This window comes from Mesorhizobium sp. M7A.F.Ca.AU.002.02.1.1, assembly GCF_003998535.1.
GTDB classification, from domain to species: Bacteria; Pseudomonadota; Alphaproteobacteria; order Rhizobiales; family Rhizobiaceae; genus Mesorhizobium; species Mesorhizobium ciceri.
Genome location: NZ_RZPB01000045.1, coordinates 1 through 16,952, shown reverse-complemented (window position 1 = coordinate 16,952; position 16,952 = coordinate 1). Strand labels below are relative to the sequence as shown.

Annotated in this window: 16 protein-coding genes; 8 read left to right on the top strand and 8 right to left on the bottom strand. The window is 62.4% G+C overall.

Annotated elements, in window-relative coordinates:
* Nucleotides 1-993: glucose-6-phosphate isomerase (gene pgi, locus EN879_RS05225; RefSeq protein ID WP_127273971.1), on the top strand; the 993-nt coding region annotated here is incomplete at its 5' end.
* A gap of 5 nt (nt 994-998) precedes the next feature.
* Complete coding sequence (locus EN879_RS05220; protein WP_063169934.1) at nt 999-1,721, top strand: HAD family hydrolase; 723 nt, start codon at nt 999-1,001, stop codon at nt 1,719-1,721.
* A 359-nt stretch (nt 1,722-2,080) separates the two neighbouring features.
* Here the strand turns inward: EN879_RS05220 and EN879_RS05215 are convergent, their stop codons facing one another.
* Entirely contained in the window at nt 2,081-2,818 is a 738-nt protein-coding gene (locus EN879_RS05215; RefSeq protein ID WP_027161817.1) for a methyltransferase, read from the bottom strand.
* On the bottom strand, nt 2,815-4,821 hold the full coding sequence (locus tag EN879_RS05210; protein WP_063169935.1) for a long-chain fatty acid--CoA ligase: 2,007 nt from the start codon (nt 4,819-4,821) through the stop codon (nt 2,815-2,817). The genes EN879_RS05215 and EN879_RS05210 overlap by 4 nt, the downstream gene beginning before the upstream one ends.
* A gap of 453 nt (nt 4,822-5,274) precedes the next feature.
* On the opposite strand from EN879_RS05210, the gene EN879_RS05205 reads away from it, so the two are divergent.
* From EN879_RS05205 to EN879_RS05185, 5 genes are all read left to right on the top strand, one after another.
* Nucleotides 5,275-6,867: an ABC transporter substrate-binding protein gene (locus tag EN879_RS05205; protein WP_013527993.1), complete on the top strand. Its 1,593-nt coding sequence runs from the start codon at nt 5,275-5,277 to the stop codon at nt 6,865-6,867.
* Nucleotides 6,868-6,917: 50 nt separating this feature from the next.
* On the top strand, nt 6,918-7,925 hold the full coding sequence (locus EN879_RS05200; RefSeq protein ID WP_063169936.1) for an ABC transporter permease subunit: 1,008 nt from the start codon (nt 6,918-6,920) through the stop codon (nt 7,923-7,925).
* A gap of 70 nt (nt 7,926-7,995) precedes the next feature.
* The gene (locus EN879_RS05195; RefSeq protein WP_224618710.1) at nt 7,996-8,850 is read left to right on the top strand and encodes an ABC transporter permease subunit; all 855 of its coding nucleotides are present in this window, start codon (nt 7,996-7,998) and stop codon (nt 8,848-8,850) included.
* Between the two features lie 2 nt (nt 8,851-8,852).
* Entirely contained in the window at nt 8,853-9,707 is an 855-nt protein-coding gene (locus EN879_RS05190) for an ABC transporter ATP-binding protein (RefSeq protein WP_024503389.1), read from the top strand.
* Nucleotides 9,707-10,537 carry a dipeptide ABC transporter ATP-binding protein gene (locus EN879_RS05185; RefSeq protein WP_063169937.1) on the top strand — a complete coding sequence of 277 codons (831 nt, stop codon included), beginning with the start codon at nt 9,707-9,709 and terminating at the stop codon, nt 10,535-10,537. The genes EN879_RS05190 and EN879_RS05185 overlap by 1 nt, the downstream gene beginning before the upstream one ends.
* A 523-nt stretch (nt 10,538-11,060) precedes the next feature.
* On the opposite strand, the gene EN879_RS05180 is transcribed toward EN879_RS05185, so the two are convergent.
* The 4 genes from EN879_RS05180 to EN879_RS05165 form a co-directional block, all read right to left on the bottom strand.
* On the bottom strand, nt 11,061-11,501 hold the full coding sequence (locus tag EN879_RS05180; protein WP_063169939.1) for a hypothetical protein: 441 nt from the start codon (nt 11,499-11,501) through the stop codon (nt 11,061-11,063).
* A 128-nt stretch (nt 11,502-11,629) separates the two neighbouring features.
* Complete coding sequence (locus tag EN879_RS05175) at nt 11,630-12,931, bottom strand: cysteine desulfurase-like protein (protein WP_063169940.1); 1,302 nt, start codon at nt 12,929-12,931, stop codon at nt 11,630-11,632.
* Nucleotides 12,932-12,980: 49 nt separating this feature from the next.
* On the bottom strand, nt 12,981-13,655 hold the full coding sequence (locus tag EN879_RS05170; protein WP_013527987.1) for an amino acid ABC transporter permease: 675 nt from the start codon (nt 13,653-13,655) through the stop codon (nt 12,981-12,983).
* Between the two features lie 149 nt (nt 13,656-13,804).
* Nucleotides 13,805-14,602 carry an ABC transporter substrate-binding protein gene (locus EN879_RS05165; RefSeq protein ID WP_024503391.1) on the bottom strand — a complete coding sequence of 266 codons (798 nt, stop codon included), beginning with the start codon at nt 14,600-14,602 and terminating at the stop codon, nt 13,805-13,807.
* A gap of 505 nt (nt 14,603-15,107) precedes the next feature.
* Here EN879_RS05165 and EN879_RS05160 point away from each other — a divergent pair.
* Nucleotides 15,108-16,199 carry an LLM class flavin-dependent oxidoreductase gene (locus EN879_RS05160; protein ID WP_063169942.1) on the top strand — a complete coding sequence of 364 codons (1,092 nt, stop codon included), beginning with the start codon at nt 15,108-15,110 and terminating at the stop codon, nt 16,197-16,199.
* Between the two features lie 24 nt (nt 16,200-16,223).
* Here EN879_RS05160 and EN879_RS05155 read toward each other — a convergent pair whose 3' ends face one another.
* Both EN879_RS05155 and EN879_RS05150 read right to left on the bottom strand, forming a co-directional pair.
* A complete protein-coding gene (locus EN879_RS05155; protein WP_063169943.1) occupies nt 16,224-16,619 on the bottom strand; it encodes a RidA family protein in 396 nt (131 codons plus the stop codon).
* A gap of 77 nt (nt 16,620-16,696) precedes the next feature.
* Complete coding sequence (locus tag EN879_RS05150; RefSeq protein WP_348631489.1) at nt 16,697-16,900, bottom strand: acyl-CoA dehydrogenase family protein; 204 nt, start codon at nt 16,898-16,900, stop codon at nt 16,697-16,699.
* Nucleotides 16,901-16,952: the final 52 nt, after the last annotated feature.

Below are 16,952 nucleotides of genomic sequence, written 5' to 3'. Positions count from 1 at the left end.
GCGCGCGACTGGGTGGAGAAGGCGCTCGGCAAGGAAGCGGTCGGCAAGCATTTCGCCGCCGTCTCGACCGCGCTCGACCTGGTGGCCAAGTTCGGCATCGCGCCCGATCGCGTCTTCGGCTTCTGGGACTGGGTCGGTGGCCGCTATTCGCTCTGGGGTGCCATCGGCCTGCCGGTGATGATCGCTGTCGGCCCGCGGAATTTTCGCGCCTTCCTTGATGGCGCGCATGAGATGGACGAGCATTTCCGCACCGCGCCGGTGCAGGAGAACCTGCCGGCGCTGCTGGGACTGGTCGGCTGGTGGCATCGCGTGATCTGCGGTTACCCGGCGCGCGCCGTCATCCCTTACGACCAGCGCCTGTCCAGGCTGCCGGCCTATTTGCAGCAGCTTGACATGGAATCGAACGGCAAGAGCGTCACCCTCGAAGGCACGGCGGTGACGACGCCGACCGGACCGCTGGTCTGGGGTGAGCCCGGCACCAACGGCCAGCATGCCTTCTTCCAGCTGCTGCACCAGGGCACCGATTTCATCCCGGTCGAATTCCTTGCCGCGGCCGTCGGCCACGAGCCCGATCTCAAGCACCAGCATGATCTGCTGCTCGCCAACTGCCTGGCGCAGTCGGAAGCGCTGATGAAGGGCCGCACGCTGGACGAGGCGCGCGCCCAGATGCTGGCCAAGGGCATGAAGCCGGCCGAGGTCGACAAGATCGCGCCGCACCGCGTCTTCTCGGGTAACCGTCCCTCGGTCACCATCCTCTACAGAAAGCTCGACCCGCGCACCTTCGGCCGGCTGATCGCGCTCTACGAGCACCGCGTCTTCGTCGAGGGCACGCTGTTCAACATCAACTCCTTCGATCAGTGGGGCGTCGAACTCGGCAAGGAACTGGCCACCGGCCTGTTGCCTGTCGTGGAGGGCAAGGAAAGTGCCGCCAATCGGGATGCATCGACCGCTGGCCTTGTGGGATTCATCCAGCATTTGCGTGGCTCGGAGTGAAAAGCTTGGCAGACATCAAGGGAATATTGTTCGACAAGGACGGCACGCTTGTCGACTTCAACGCCACCTGGCTCGGCGTTGCCGACTTCATGGCCATGGATGCGTCGGAAGGCGATCGCTGGAAAGCCGACAGGCTGCTGGCCGCTGCCGGCTTCGATTTCGCCAACAAGCGTTTCAAGCCGGACTCCATCTTTGCCTCCGGCACCAATCTCGACGTCGTCGAATTGTGGTTCCCACGCCTGTCCAACGAGGATCAGATGCTTGCGGTTGCCCGCTTCAACGAGATCACCTCCGTACAAGGCTCGGCGATGGCCGTGGCGCTGCCGGGCATCGTCGATACGCTGACGGCACTGCACAGGAAATCCTACCGGCTTGGCGTCGCCACCAACGATTCGACCAGCGGCGCGGAAAAGACGCTGGTCACGCTCGGCGTCGCTCAATTGTTCGACGCGGCCTATGGCTACGACGCGGTGGCCAATCCGAAGCCGGCGCCCGACACCATCCAGGCCTTTAGCGATCTCACCGGCCTCAAGCCGGCGGAAATCGCCATGGTCGGCGACAACCGGCACGACCTCGAAATGGCACGTGCCGGCGGCTGCGGGCTGGCGGTCGGCGTGCTCTCCGGCACCGGCACCCGCGAATCGCTGGCCGGCATTGCCGATGTGGTTCTGGATTCGGTCGCCGACCTGCCGGATTTTCTCTCGGCGCGGGTCAGGGAGACGATCTGACGGGAAAGGCTAGGTCAAACTCGATTCACCTCGGGATTTTCTGCCAATGGCCGAGATGGGGGAGCAGTCCATGGAAACTATCGAGCTTCTGGTTTGTTTTCGGACACAATGGGCCACTCATCAGCAGAACAAACGTACCCGCATTTGCCGCACCTGATCTTGGCGCTTTGCGCTGTCGATGTCTTCGCCTGGCTGAAGATCGAAGCCCCGATTTTCGCATTTTGGGCAAACTGTGAAACCGATACGTTGAACAACTTTAATCCACGCCACTCGACTTCTCCGACCAACGGCTAGTCGAATCTATTTTCTGCCCTCGATGTTTGTCCACAATGAGTAGAATTTAGGCTTGCTCTGTGGCGTCAGCGCGCTCCCTCCTCAAACGAAAAGACGCCGCTAAGCCTCGTCGCAGCCCCCTTCGCGTCGCCGAAATCCGGCACCTTGTATTCGGCGAGCAATCGCAGCCGGGACAGCGGCAGGTCGTTGCGGCGGGGATCTCCGACCAGCACCTCGATGCCGGCCGCCAGGCAGCGGTCGAGGAACGGGATAACCCGCAGAGCAACCTCAGGGCCGTAGAACACGTCGCCGGCAAGCACGAGCTCGACCGCCGGCGGGGGACCCGTGGTAATGTCCTTGTCGACAATGGCGATCTCGACGCCGTTGGCCGCGGCATTGAGGCCGATCGCGGCAACGCCGTTACGGTCGATCTCGGCGGCGATCACTTCGCGCGAACCGGCCTTGGCTGCGGCGATGCCGACAAGGCCGGAGCCGGCACCAAGGTCGAGCACGCGGCGACCGGCTACCGTTTGCGGATGATCCAGTATATGGCGCGCAAGCACCGCGCCGCCGGCCCACACGTAAGCCCAGTAAGGCGGCTGCGGCTCAGGTCCATTGTTGTCCGCCTCGATCGTGTCGTCATCGTCGTCAGCGCTTTGGTGCGTATCGGTAAGCCGTCTCAGGCCACTGGCCGGGTGCGGTGTAAAAAGCTGGATCTCAGGCACCGACGGCACCGGGGCGAGGCGCATGTTCGTCCTGATGAACTCTGCCGGGTCAGGACGGCAAGGTGCATCTACGGCATCCGCGCCGCCGGCTGCAATCATTCGCGCAGCGCTCGCCGCAGGATCTTGCCGACCGGCGTCTTCGGCAGTTCGGTGCGGAATTCGATGTATCTGGGCCGCTTGTAGCCGGTCAGGTTCTCGCGGCAAAAGGCGGTCAGTGCCTCGGCGGTCAGCGCCGGATCCTTCCTGACCACGAACAGTTTCGGCACCTCGCCCGAATGCTCGTCCGGCACGCCGATCGCCGCCACTTCGAGCACGCCCGGATGCATCGCCACGACTTCCTCGAGCTCGTTGGGATAGACGTTGAAGCCCGAGACCAGGATCATGTCCTTCTTGCGGTCGACGATCTTGGTGTAGCCGCGCTCGTCCATGAAGCCCATGTCGCCGGATTTGAAGTAGCCGTCCTTGGTCATCACCTTGGCGGTCTCATCCGGCCGGTTCCAGTAGCCCGCCATCACTTGCGGCCCCCGGATGCAGACTTCGCCGACCTCGCCGAGCGGCAAATTGTTGCCGTCTTCGTCGCGGATGGCGATCTCCGTCGAGGGCAGCGGCAAGCCGATGGTGCCGGTGAAGTCGCCGGCGGTGAACTTGTTGGCGGTGGCCACCGGCGAGGTTTCCGAGAGGCCGTAGCCTTCGGTGACCGAACATCCGGTCAGCGCCTTCCAGCGTTCGGCGACGCCCTTCTGCACCGCCATGCCGCCGCCCAGCGTCAGCACCAGCGGCTTGAAGTCGAGCTTGCGGAAATCCTCATTGTTGAGCAGCGCGTTGAACAGCGTGTTGAGGCCGGGAAAGATGTGCACCGGATATTTCTGCAATTCCTTGACGAAGCCTGGGATGTCGCGCGGATTGGGAATGAGCACATTGCGGGCGCCCTGCTGCATGCCCATCAGCGCGTTCACCGTCAGCGCGAAGATATGATAGAGCGGCAGCGCGCAGATGAAGTTGGGATGCGCGGGTTTCGGCTTGATCGTGTAGGCGTCCTCCATCCACTGCGCGTTCTGCGCGACGTTGGCGAGCACGTTGCTGTGCAGCAGCGTGGCGCCCTTCGAGACGCCCGTGGTGCCGCCCGTATATTGCAGGAAGGCGACATCGTCGGCTGCCACCTTGGCCGGCCTGAAGCCCATACCGGCGCCGGCCTTCATGGCGGCATTGAACTTGACATGGCCGGGCAGCGACCATGCCGGCACCATCTTCTTCACGCGGCGCACGACGAAATTGACGATTGTGCCCTTCAGCCCGCCAAGCATGTCGCCCATCGCGGCGACCACCACATGCTTGACCGCGGTCCTGGCGATCACCGCCTGCAAGGTGTTGGCGAAGTTCTCCAGGATGACGATGGCTTGCGCCCCGGAATCCTTCAGCTGGTGTTCGAGCTCGCGCGGCGTGTAGAGCGGATTGATGTTCACCACCACATAACCCGCTCGCAAGATCGCCATCATCGCCACCGGATATTGCAGCACGTTGGGCATCATCAGCGCGACGCGCGCGCCTTTCTGCAGGCCCTTCGATTGCAGGTAGGCGCCGAAGGCCGCCGACAGCCGCTCGACATCGGTGTAGCTGATGGACTTGTCCATGCAGGTGAAGGCCGGCTGCGCGGAAAACTGCTTGCAGGCGGCGACGAGGAAATCGCCGATCGAGCTGTAGGGCAGGGCGCCGATCTCCGCCTGCACGTTTTTCGGATAGCTCTTGAGCCACGGCTTTTCCGGCAAGCCGGCGGCCAGCGCCGTCAGCGCTTTCGGCAATCGGTTGGCGGTGGCGTCGGCCGGCTTTGCCGCCGGTGGGGCCTTCACCGCTGCCGCGGCCTTCGAGGCCGGCCTGGCAGCGGGCTTTGCCGCACCCGCTTTACGCCCCGGCGCCGTCTTTCCGGCCGCAGCCTTGGCCGGGGCTTTCACCGCCGGCTTTGTGCTTGCCCTTACAGGTGCCGCGGCCGCCTTCGGCTTGGCGGCTTTGGCAACGGGTGCTTTCGGCTTGGCAGTACCGGCTGCTTTCGACGGCGCCTTGGCTCCCGCTTTCACCGGCGCCGTCGTCCTTGATGCTTTTGCCAACCGTTCCTCCCTGGACAAGTCTTGTTCATCCGTGCCGCACTCGCCCCTGAATTGGCAAGGGCGTCCTCCGCTGCGGCCGCTACACCCTATGTATTGCCTCCCTTGGTGAGCGTGCAAGTCTTGCCCTTGCGGCAACGCGGCGAAAGATTTGCCGTCGAAAGTCTTTGCCGCCGCCAGCGCTCCAGGCGGTGTCCTGACGCATCCCACGGCCGCTCGGAAGCGCCGGGAACATTTATATCGTCAGCCTGGCGATCAATAAAAAAATTCGGCTGTTAATAATCTCGTGAACGGAAGAAACGGCTAATTTTTTCTGCAATTTGGCAAAGTTGCGGATTTTTTTCCTGCTTCCCGCGGGGTAAGCAAACGGGGTGTTCCAAAGCCGGAAAAACGGTGCTTATATGCGCGCTTCGCGAGCCTGATAGAGGGGCTTGGAAGAACATCAGGGAGTGCTCAATGAATAAGAAGCTGACTTTTGCAGCCGCGTTGCTGGCTGCAAGCGTCCTGGGCGGCATGGCCAATGCGAAAACTCTGGTCTACTGCGCGGAAGCTTCGCCGGAAGGTTTCGATCCGGCGCCGTATACCGCAGGCCAGACGTTCGACGCGTCCTCGCGCACCGTCTTCAACCGCCTCGTCGAATTCGATCACGGCAAGACGACGACCTCGCCGGGCCTGGCCGAAAGCTGGACGATCTCCGACGATGGCAAGGAATATGTCTTCAAGCTGCGCAAGGGCGTCAAGTTCGCCGCCACCGACTATTTCACCCCGACGCGCGACTTCAACGCCGACGACGTGGTGTTCTCGTTCGAACGTCAGGTCGACAAGAACGGTCCCTGGTTCCAGTACATTCCGGGCATTGCCTACCAGTATTACAATGACCAGTTCGGCGACAACATCACCAAGGTCGAGAAGGTCGATGACCTGACGGTGAAGTTCACCCTCAAGGAGCCGGCGATCACCTTCATTCCGACGCTGGGCATGGATTTTGCCTCCGTCGTCTCCAAGGAATATGCCGACAAGCTGCAGGCCGACAAGACGCCTGAGCTGTTCAACCAGAAGCCGATCGGCACCGGCCCGTTCATCTTCGTCGACTACCAGACCGACGCCGCCATCCGCTACAAGGCCAACCCGGACTATTGGGGCGGCAAGCAGAAGATCGACGATCTGGTCTTCGCCATCACCACCGATCCGGCCGTGCGCGCACAGAAGCTCAAGGCCGGCGAATGCAACATCATGTCGTACCCGGCACCGGCCGACATCGCCGGCCTGCAGGCCGATGCGAACCTGAAGGTCGAGGAGCAGGAAGGCCTCAATGTCGGCGCGCTGATGTACAACACCCAGCAGAAGCCGTTCGACGACGTGCGCGTGCGCAAGGCGCTCAACATGGCCATCAACAAGAAGGCCATCATCGACGCGGTCTTCCAGGGTGCCGGCCAGGTGGCGGTCAACCCGATCCCGCCGACCATGTGGTCCTACAACAAGGAAGTGAAGGACGATCCGTACGATCCGGATGCAGCCAAGAAGCTGCTTGAAGAGGCCGGCGTCAAGGACCTCAAGATGAACGTCTGGGCCATGCCGGTGTCGCGCCCCTACATGCCGAACGCGCGCCGCACCGCCGAATTGATCCAGGCGGACTTCGCCAAGGTCGGCGTCACCGTCGAGATCGTCAGCTACGATTGGGGTGAATACCTCAAGCGCGCTTCCGCGGTCGATCACGACGGCGCCGTCATCGTCGGCTGGACCGGCGACAATGGCGATCCGGACAACTTCCTCGGCGTGCTCCTGAGCTGCGCTTCCGTCGGTTCGAACAACCGCGCGGAATGGTGCAACAAGGACTTCGATGCGCTCATCAACAAGGCCAAGACCGTTTCGGATCAGGCCGAGCGCACCAAGCTCTATGAACAGGCACAGGTCATCTTCAAGGAACAGGCACCCTGGGCGACGCTCGCTCACTCCAAGGTGTTCATGCCGATGCAGAAGACCGTCACCGGCTTTGCGATGGATCCGCTCGGTATCCACCGCTTCGACGGCGTCGATATCGCCGAATAAGGTTGCGAAACGGGGGCGCCACCATGTGGTGACGCCCCCACTCGCCCGCCATGCTGCGTTATATCCTCGGCAAGCTCGCCCTCATCATCCCGACCTTCATCGGGATAACCATCCTCGCCTTTGGCTTCGTGCGCATCCTGCCCGGTGATCCGGTGCTGGTGCTTGCGGGCGAACGCGGCCTGTCGCCCGAACGCCACACGGCGCTCATGCACCAGTTCGGTTTCGACCTGCCGATCTGGCAACAATATCTGACCTATCTGACGAACATCCTCGGCGGTGATTTCGGCACCTCGTTTTCCACCAAGACACCGGTGCTCAAGGACTTCCTTGTCCGCTTTCCGGCAACGGTCGAGCTCGCCATCTTCGCCATGATCTTTGCCGTCATCCTGGGTGTGGCCGCCGGCATTTTCGCTGCCATCCGCCGCGGCTCCTGGTTCGACCAACTGACCATGGGCACGGCGCTGGCCGGCTATTCCATGCCGATCTTCTGGTGGGGTCTGCTGCTGATCATCGTGTTCTCCGGCATGCTGCACTGGACGCCGGTTTCAGGCCGCATCGACCTCCTCTACTTCTTCAAGCCGGTGACCGGCTTCATGACCATCGATTCCCTGATCTCGGGCCAGAAGGGCGCCTTCCGTTCGGCGCTGTCGCACCTGATCTTGCCGACCATCGTGCTCGGCACCATTCCGCTCGCCGTCATCGCGAGGCAGACGCGCTCGGCGATGCTCGAGGTGCTGGGTGAGGACTATGTCCGCACCGCGCGCGCCAAGGGCCTGGCGCCGCGTAGGGTCATCGGCCTGCACGCCTTCCGCAACGCGCTGATCCCGGTCGTCACCACCATCGGCCTGCAGGTCGGCACGCTGCTCACCGGCGCCATCCTGACCGAGAGCATCTTCTCCTGGCCCGGCATCGGCAAATGGATGATCGACGCCATTTCCAAGCGCGACTATTTCACCGTGCAGGGCGGGTTGCTTTTGATCGCGCTGATCGTCATGTCGGTGAACCTCATCGTCGACGTGCTCTACGCCGTCATCAACCCACGCATCCGGGCCAACTGACATGAGCAATGAAGGCCCCGCCACCATCGAAGCCGCGACCGTCGTCAAGCCGCAGGACGCCAGGTTGCAGATGTTCGGCGAGTTCTGGCATTACTTCTCCGTCAACAAGGGCGCGGTGATCGGGCTCTTCGTCTTCGCGCTGCTGATCCTGATCGCCATTTTCGCGCCGCTGCTGGCGCCGCATTCGCCGGACGATCAGTTCCGCGACTTCTTCCTGACGCCGCCGGCCTGGCAGGAGGGCGGCAATGCGCAGTTCCTGCTCGGCACCGACGCCGTCGGCCGCGATATGCTGTCGCGCCTGATCTACGGCTCGCGCTTCTCGCTCGCCATCGGCTTCGTCGTTGTCACGTCAGCGCTGATTTCAGGCGTCATCCTCGGCCTGCTCGCCGGCTACTGCCGCGGCTGGGTCGACACGCTGATCATGCGCATCATGGACATCATCCTGGCCTTCCCGTCGCTGCTCTTGGCCCTGGTGCTGGTCGCGGTGCTTGGCCCCGGCCTCGTCAACGCCATGATCGCCATCGCCTTCGTGCTGCAGCCGCATTTCGCCCGGCTCACCCGCGCCGCCGTGATGGCCGAAAAGACCCGCGAATATGTCGTCTCGGCCAAGGTCGCCGGCGCCAGCCATCTCAGGCTGATGCTGGTCACCATCCTGCCAAACTGCATCGCGCCGTTGATCGTGCAGGCGACGCTGTCCTTCTCCAACGCCATCCTCGAGGCGGCGGCCCTTGGCTTCCTCGGCATGGGCGCGCAGCCGCCGACGCCGGAATGGGGCACCATGCTGGCCGAAGCGCGCGAGTTCATCCTGCGCGCCTGGTGGGTGGTGACCTTCCCTGGCCTCGCCATCCTGATCACCGTCTTTGCCATCAACCTGATCGGCGACGGTCTGCGCGACGCGCTCGACCCCAAGCTGAAGAGGTCCTGAGCATGCCTCTGCTCGAGATCAAGAACCTCACCGTTTCCTTCGACACCGCGGCCGGACCGTTCATGGCCGTGCAAGGTATCGACCTGTCGATCGAGCCGCGCGAAGTGCTGGCGATCGTCGGCGAGTCCGGCTCCGGCAAGTCGGTGTCGATGCTGGCGGTGATGGGGCTGTTGCCCAACACGGCAACCGTCAAGGCCGACCGCATGGCCTTCGACGGCGTCGATCTGCTGAAGCTCAGCCCGTCCGAACGCCGCAAGATCGTCGGCAAGGACATCTCGATGATCTTCCAGGAGCCGATCGCCAGCCTCAACCCGTGCTTCACCGTCGGGTTCCAGATCGAGGAGGTGCTGCGCTTCCACATGGGCATGGACCGCGCCCAGCGCCGGGCGCGTGCCATCGAACTGATGAAGCTGGTCGGCATCGCCGACCCTGAAGAGCGGCTGAGTTCCTTCCCGCACCAGATGTCCGGCGGCCAGTGCCAGCGCGTCATGATCGCCATCGCCATTGCCTGCAATCCGAAACTGCTGATCGCCGACGAGCCGACCACGGCGCTCGACGTCACCATCCAGAAGCAGATCCTCGATCTGCTGGTTTCGCTGCAGGCCAAATACGGCATGGGCCTGATCATGATCACCCACAATATGGGCGTGGTGGCCGAGACCGCTGACCGCGTCATCGTCCAGTACAAGGGCCGCAAGATGGAAGAGGCCGACGTGCTGTCGCTGTTTGAATCGCCAAAGAGCAATTACACGCGGGCGCTGTTGTCGGCCTTGCCGGAAAACGCCGTCGGCGACCGGCTGCCGACCGTTTCCGACATGATGTTCGAGCCGGCGCCTTCTGCTGCGGGAGCCACCTGATGAGCACCACGGTTCTCGAAGGCAAGAACATCGTCCGCGACTACCACATCGGCGGCGGCCTGTTCACCGGGCCGCGCACCGTGCACGCGGTCAAGGGCGTCTCGTTCAAGGTCGACAAGGGCAAGACGCTGGCCATTGTCGGCGAAAGCGGCTGCGGCAAGTCAACGCTTGCCCGCATCATCACGCTGATCGATCCGGCGACATCGGGCGAATTGTTCATCGACGGCAACAAGGTCGACATCGCCAAGGGCGGATTGACCAAGGAGATGCGCCGCAAGGTGCAGATCGTCTTCCAGAACCCCTACGGATCGCTCAATCCGCGCCAGAAGATCGGCGACGTGCTGGGCGAGCCGCTTTTGATCAACACCGACAAGCCGGCGGCCGAGCGGCGCGACCTGGCGATGAAGATGCTGAAGAAGGTCGGGCTCGGTCACGAACATTACAATCGCTATCCGCATATGTTCTCCGGCGGCCAGCGCCAGCGCATCGCCATTGCCCGCGCGCTGATGCTCAATCCGAGCCTGCTGGTGCTGGACGAGCCGGTCTCGGCGCTCGATCTGTCGGTGCAGGCGCAGGTGCTCAACCTGCTCGCCGACCTGCAGGACGAGTTCCAGCTGACCTACGTCTTCATCAGCCACGATCTGTCCGTGGTACGCTACATCGCCGACGATGTGATGGTGATGTATTTCGGCGAAGCGGTGGAATACGGCTCGCGCGACGAGGTCTTCGCCGACCCCAAGCACAGCTACACCAGGACGCTGTTCGCCGCGACGCCGCGCGCCGACGTCGCGTCGATCAAAGCGAGGCTGGCGAAGAAGAAGGCCGCCTGAGGCTTTTCGTCATCCTAGGTCGTGAACTCATAAATGCAGTATGACCGCGATGATTGGGAAGCAGGGCAAAGGGGCTGGCTTAGCCCTCTACACCCCATTTTAATTGGCTGGCATCGATGACGTCTGATCCCATGTACTCAACAAAATAGCTTCGTATCCTTTGGCGATGCCGATCCCATCTGGGGGACATTCGCTCACTCTTGTTCTCAATTTCAGCTAGAAAGACCCATTCCACGAATTGGTCCGCTGTGACATCACCGGATTGAGGGATAAAATCGGTGACATGCATGAATTTGTCGCCGTGCATTCCTCCGCAATACCCATGACCAGCACAGACCGCGTGCATGAGCGAGTCGAATCTATTCTTTACTTTCATGGAACATGCGCGATGGTGAAGCGGGATGCCTAGGCGCGCTGCGACAGCATATATCCTTGGGTGTAGATCCGCAATGGAGTCGTTTTTCGACCGGGACCTTCATATTATTGCGGAGTCTGAATCAGATTCCGCCGCAGTATGAAAGTCTCAGCCGGAGGGGTCCTCAGCGGCCAGTGGTGTTTCCCGTGTCAGCAACCAATCTTGAGCCACGATCTCAATTGTGTCGTCACGGAAGTAGAACAGGAATTGACGGGAGGTCGGCAAATCCGCCGACAAGACATCCCAATCGTCATCCTCGACGACCCGAGTGTCGCCCATAACCTCGTAGAACTCGCCCCATTTCGGAGCCTGACCGCCGTAAAGCCCTTTTCCTGCAAACCATGCATGATCGTTCGTCGCGTCCCAACGAAAACGACTGCAGCCGAGGAATCGTAGCGTCGCAATTTCTCCAGGCTCGGCACTGTAGGCCCACGGGTTAAGACGAAAGGAAAGGCGGACGCTGTTGCCTTCGACTACCAGCTCTATGTCAGGAGCATTGGGCTCGGCATTCCAATCGGTGTTCAAGTGCTGGAACGATAAATTGGCCATCAGCCATCTTGCATGCTGGGAGGGCAGTTTTCCACCTATCGCAGTCCTTTTTCATTTATCAGTACAGGGCCTAGGGCGAAGCGTCGCGCAGACCCCAGGATTACGACCCCCAATGTAGCCGCAGCCTACTACTCGACCGGCCCGAAGGCCGCAGCTCGGGACAACTTCGCGACAATCGCACGCAGAGCTTCGCCGAAGCGCCGGACTTCCTCGACCGTGTTGTAGTGGACCAACGAGGCGCGGATGGCGCCGCTGTCCATCGAGAGGTTGAGACGCTTCATCAGCCGTGGCGCGTACATGTGGCCGTCGCGGATGCCGATCTGCATCTCGGCCATTTCCTCGACGACCCGCTGCGGCGATAGTTTGCCGATGTTGAAGCAGAAGGTCGGCACGCGCTCATGGATGCGCGCCTCGTCGGCAACGCCGTAGATGGTTGCCCCGCAATCCTTCAGCACGGCCAGCATCTCGCGCGCCAGCACCAGCTCGTAGTCGCGGATGGCGCCCATGCCGGCAACGATGTTTTCGCGTCGGGAGCGGTTGTTGGACGGCGCCAGATTGCGGCCGATCAGTTCCAGATACTGCACCGCCGCATCCATGCCGGAAACGTTCTCGTAGATGAAGGTGCCGGCCTCGACCTTGTAGGGCGGCTCGTCGGGGATGAAGTCCTCGCGAAAGGTCGGCAGCCGCTTCAGCGTTTCGAAACGGCCCCACAGGAAGCCCATATGCGGCGAGAAATTCTTGTAGCCGGAGCAGACGAGATAGTCGCAATCCCAGGCCTGCACGTCGATCAGTCCATGCGGCCCGTAATGCACGCAGTCGAGGAACACTTCGGCGCCGGCCGCATGCGCGATCCCAGCCACCGCAGCGACATCGACGATCGAGCCGATCGAGTGCGCCGTGACCGTGCAGGCGACCAGGCGGGTGCGGTCCGAGACCAGCGGACGCAGATCGTCGACATGCAGATTGCCGTCCTCACGCATCCGCCACCATTTGAATTTCGCACCGGCCGATTCCAGCGCCAGCCAAGTCGCGATGTTGGCGTCATGATCCATGTCGGTGACGACGATCTCGTCGCGCTCTTGCAGCATCTGGCCGATGCCGAGGCTGACCAGGCGGATGAACGAGGTGGCATTCATGCCGAAGCAGATTTCCGCCGGGCTGTAGGCGTTGATGAGCAGAGCGACGCTTGTCCGCGCATCGGCGACCGATTGGTCGACGGTGACGCTGCGGCCATAGCGGCCGCCACGCTGCACATTGTGCGAAACCAGATGATTGGTCACCGCGTCGAGCACGCTCTGCGGGATCTGCGCGCCGGCGGCGTTGTCCAAAAAGATGAAATCGCCGGCCCGCTGCAAGGCTGGAAACATGGCGCGGATGGTGTCGACGGGGAACGCGGTGGCATTCGCATTGTCGGTTTGATGCTTATTCACGGGTAGGCTCCTGCGGAGGGCTTGGACGGGGTGGGATCGGTTGGCGAGGTCAGCGCTTCTTTTCGGTCTTGAAGCGCTCTTCAAGCAGGCTGACGAGGCGGACCATCGGCCAGAGGAAGATGAGATAGACAAGGGCGGCGCCGATCAGCGGCGATGGGTTGGCGTAGAGCGACTGCGCGTTGGTCGCTTCCTTCAAGAGTTCCGGCAGCGCCACGGTGGAGGCGAGCGAGGTGTCCTTGAACATCGAGACGCAGTTGCTGGTCATCGGCGGGATGACGACGCGGATCGCTTGCGGCAGCACCACCTTGCGCAAGGTCAGGAGGAACGGCAGGCCAAGCGCCTGCGACGCCTCGAACTGGCCACGCGGAATGCTCTCGATGCCGGAGCGGAACACCTCGGCCGAGTAGGCCGACATGATGAAGGCGAAGGCTGTCACCGCCGATGCCCAGGACGACAGGCGTATGCCGAGGAAGGGCAGCGCATAGTAGATCAGGATCAGCACGACCAGCACCGGCAGGGCGCGGAAGATGTCGGTGTAGCCGACCGCGAGCCAGCGCAACGGCTTCGGCGCATAGAGCCGCACCAGGCTGATCCCCAGGCCGATGGGGATGCCGATGCCGATGCTCAAAATGCCGAGCAGCAGCGTGTTCAGGAAGCCGCGCAGCAGCGCCGGCAGGCTGGACATAATGACGTCGGGGTTGAAGAAGGTGTCGATCAGCGACATGGGAGCGTTCCCGAACCCCAGAGCAAAGAATGCTCACGTTAAACTCATGGGCCGCCGAGGGCAGGAGATCTGCGGCAGAAGCCGGCGGCCAGGCGTGAAAGAATCGTGCCGGCCTGGAAAGCCGGCACGATGTTACCGCAGCCTTCAGCTCAGGCCTTCGGCAGCGGCATTTCCTTCATGGTCGAAGAGTCGGCGGGCGCGTCGCTGCCGAACCACTTCTTGTGGATCGCGGCCAGCGTGCCGTCCTTCTTCATCGCGCTCAGCGCATCGTTCAGCTTGCCGAGCAGCGGGTGGTCCTTGGTCATCATCAGGCCGTATTGCTCACCGGTCTTGATGCGCTCCTTGACCACCAGGTCCTTCATCTTGGTGAAGGAATATTCCATGCCCGGAATGTCGCTGACTGCCGCATCGACGCGGCCGGCGCTGAGGTCGAGCAGCAGGTTCTGCTGCGTGTCGTAGCCCTTCACGTCGCTGAAGCCGTCGGCTTCCTGATGCGCCTTGACCCAGGTTTCGCCGGTCGAACCGGACAGCACGCCGATGATCTTGCCCTTGAGGTCGGCCTCGGCCTTGATCGGGCTGTCGGCCTTGGTGGCGATGCCCATATCGGAATCATAATAGGGCTGCGTGAACGACTGTGACTTCAGCCGCTCCGCCGTGATGGTGATCGACGAGATGGCGACGTCGATGCGCTTCGAGGTGGTGGCGGCAAACAGCGCCTGGAAGCCGAGATCGGCGATGTCGGTGGTCATGCCGATGCGCTTGGCGGCTTCGTTGACGATGTCGACCTCGAAGCCTTCGAAAGTGCCGCTCTCGTTCTTGAATTCGAAGGGCGGGTTGGTCGGGTAGGCGCCGACATTGAGCACATCCGCGGCATAAGCGGTGGCGGGGCCGGCGGCGATGCCGATGGCGGCGGCGAGAAGAAGCAATTTGCGACGCGTGAAGCTCATTTTTGTTCCCTCTGTTGTTGATCGGGCGGGTTGCTCCCGCACGGTTTTTTGCCGCCCCGCTTCACGCAGGGCGTCAATTCATGGCAGCGACCATGCGGTCACGGTTGGCGATGTTGTGTGTTGCAGACCGCGAATCCGCGCGCACGTCATCGAAGGCATGGCGCGTGTTGGATGATGACTGGGGCAGTATGAACGACAAGAACTGAGACTCCCACCCGGAGCACCCACGATGGACTGGCCGGCACGATGGACTGGTCTGCTCGATGGACTGGCCGGCAAGCCCGTCCGGCACGGCAATCGCCATCGACTCCGGAATGCTTATCCAAAGTGCGGCGCTTTTCAAGGCGAAAGTTTTAAGCTTAAAAAGCTGCGATGTCCGTTGCGTGGTGGACACGGTGCGGCCCGCTGGAACCGATACCCGCGAGCGATGGTGACGCCAAGCTATTTCAGGCTTGAAATATTTCCGCGCGGGCCTAGCGTGCGATCTTCGCCGGGAGGTCGCGACGTGAACAAACCACACCCTTTGCACGGCTCGAACAGACTGAAGCTTGGCGTCTTTTCGACCAATGCCGATGGCGGGCTTGCCATCACCGATGTGCCGGAGCGCTGGGCGGCGAGCTGGCAGGACAATGTGACCGCAGCCCAGATCGCCGACCGCGCCGGGCTGGAGTTCATGCTGCCGATCGCGCGTTGGCGCGGCTTCGGCGGCCGCAACAAGGTGCGCGAATGGTCGTTCGAGACCTTCACCTGGGCGGCGGCACTCGCCATGGCCACCGAGCAGATCGGCCTGTTCATGACCGTGCATGTGCCGCTGGTGCATCCGCTCTATGCCGCCAAGGCGCTGGCGACGGTCGACCATATCAGCCAGGGACGCGCGGGCTTGAACATCGTCTGCGGCTGGAACCCGAAGGAATTCGGCATGTTCGGCACGCCTTTGGTCGAGAAGGGCTACGATCAGGCGGCCGAATGGATCGAAATCCTGGAAAAGCTTTATGCGTCGGCCGAGCCGCTCGATTACGAAGGCACTTATTACCGCCTCAAGGAGGCTGTCAGCCGGCCGGCCAGTCTGCAGGTTCCGCGCCCCGTGACCATGAACGCCGCCTTCGGCGGGCCGGGCCGCGATTTCGCTGCCGCCCGGTGCGATTATCTGTTCACGACATTTTCGGAAATGAGCGATGCCGGCAAGCATGTCGCCGACATCAGCGAGCGGGCCGATAAGGCAGGCCGCGATGTCGGCGTCTACACCGTGGCGCATGTCGTCTGCCGCCCGACGATGGAAGAGGCGCAGGCCTACTACACGCGCTACGCCGTCGATATGGCCGACCATGACGCCGTCGATGCCCACATGGCCGGCAAGAAGGAATTCTCGCAATCGCACGACCCGCACGCCTATGACCGCTACCGGCAGCGTTTCGCCGGCGGCGCCGGCACCTACCCGCTGATCGGAACGCCGGAAACGATCGCCGCCGACATGGTCGCAATTGCCGGGCACGGCTATCAGGGCATCGCGCTGTCCTTCGTCAACTACACGCAAGAACTGCCCTATTTCTGCGATCACGTGCTGCCGATCTTGAGGCAGGCGGGGCTTCGCGAATAATTTATTCCTGAGGCAGCCAATAATTTATTCCGGAATGACGGCGGTGGCCTGGATTTCGATCTTGGCGCGATCCTCGACCAGCGCCACCACCTGCATGGCGGCCATCGCCGGAAAATGCCGGCCGATGACCTCGCGATAGGCCTCGCCGATACCCCTGAGATTGGCAAGGTATTCGGCCTTGTCGGTGAAGTACCAGGTCATCGAGGTGATGTGCTGCGGCCCCGCGCCGGCTTCCGCCAGCACCGCGACGATGTTCTGAAGCGTTTGCCGCACCTGGCCGACGAAGTCGTCGGTTTCGAACTGGCATTGGCCGTTCCAGCCGACCTGTCCGCCAACGAAGACGAGCCGACCGCGCGCCGCGACGCCGTTGGCGTAGCCGACAGGTTTGGCCCAGCCTTCCGGCTGCAGAATCTGGTGCATTTCAGTCTCCCGATTCGTCAAAACTCGGTTCGCAATATCCATTGTCAAAACAGTCTGGTCCGTGGGCGCGACCTGCTTCAGGCCGCGCCCATCACTTGCCGCGCAATCACCACTTTCTGCACGTCGGAGGCACCCTCATAGATGCGCAGCGCGCGGATCTCGCGATACAGGCTTTCGACGATGTGGCCTTTGCGGACGCCGTCGCCGCCGTGCAGCTGCACGGCCTTGTCGATCACCTCTTGCGCCCTGTCGGTGGCAAACAGCTTGGCCATCGCCGACATGGCGCTCGATGTCGATGCGGCGGCGCTGCTGGTCTACCGCGCCGCCTGGACC

Coding starts and splice junctions, on each gene's coding strand:
- EN879_RS05200 (WP_063169936.1), top strand. CDS start 6,918: ATGCTGCGTTATATCCTCGGCAAGCTCGCCCTCATCATCCCGACCTTC.
- EN879_RS05155 (WP_063169943.1), bottom strand. CDS start 16,619: ATGCACCAGATTCTGCAGCCGGAAGGCTGGGCCAAACCTGTCGGCTAC.
- EN879_RS05215 (WP_027161817.1), bottom strand. CDS start 2,818: ATGATTGCAGCCGGCGGCGCGGATGCCGTAGATGCACCTTGCCGTCCT.
- EN879_RS05170 (WP_013527987.1), bottom strand. CDS start 13,655: ATGTCGCTGATCGACACCTTCTTCAACCCCGACGTCATTATGTCCAGC.
- EN879_RS05180 (WP_063169939.1), bottom strand. CDS start 11,501: ATGGCCAATTTATCGTTCCAGCACTTGAACACCGATTGGAATGCCGAG.
- EN879_RS05150 (WP_348631489.1), bottom strand. CDS start 16,900: ATGTCGGCGATGGCCAAGCTGTTTGCCACCGACAGGGCGCAAGAGGTG.
- EN879_RS05185 (WP_063169937.1), top strand. CDS start 9,707: ATGAGCACCACGGTTCTCGAAGGCAAGAACATCGTCCGCGACTACCAC.
- EN879_RS05195 (WP_224618710.1), top strand. CDS start 7,996: ATGTTCGGCGAGTTCTGGCATTACTTCTCCGTCAACAAGGGCGCGGTG.
- EN879_RS05205 (WP_013527993.1), top strand. CDS start 5,275: ATGAATAAGAAGCTGACTTTTGCAGCCGCGTTGCTGGCTGCAAGCGTC.
- EN879_RS05190 (WP_024503389.1), top strand. CDS start 8,853: ATGCCTCTGCTCGAGATCAAGAACCTCACCGTTTCCTTCGACACCGCG.
- EN879_RS05165 (WP_024503391.1), bottom strand. CDS start 14,602: ATGAGCTTCACGCGTCGCAAATTGCTTCTTCTCGCCGCCGCCATCGGC.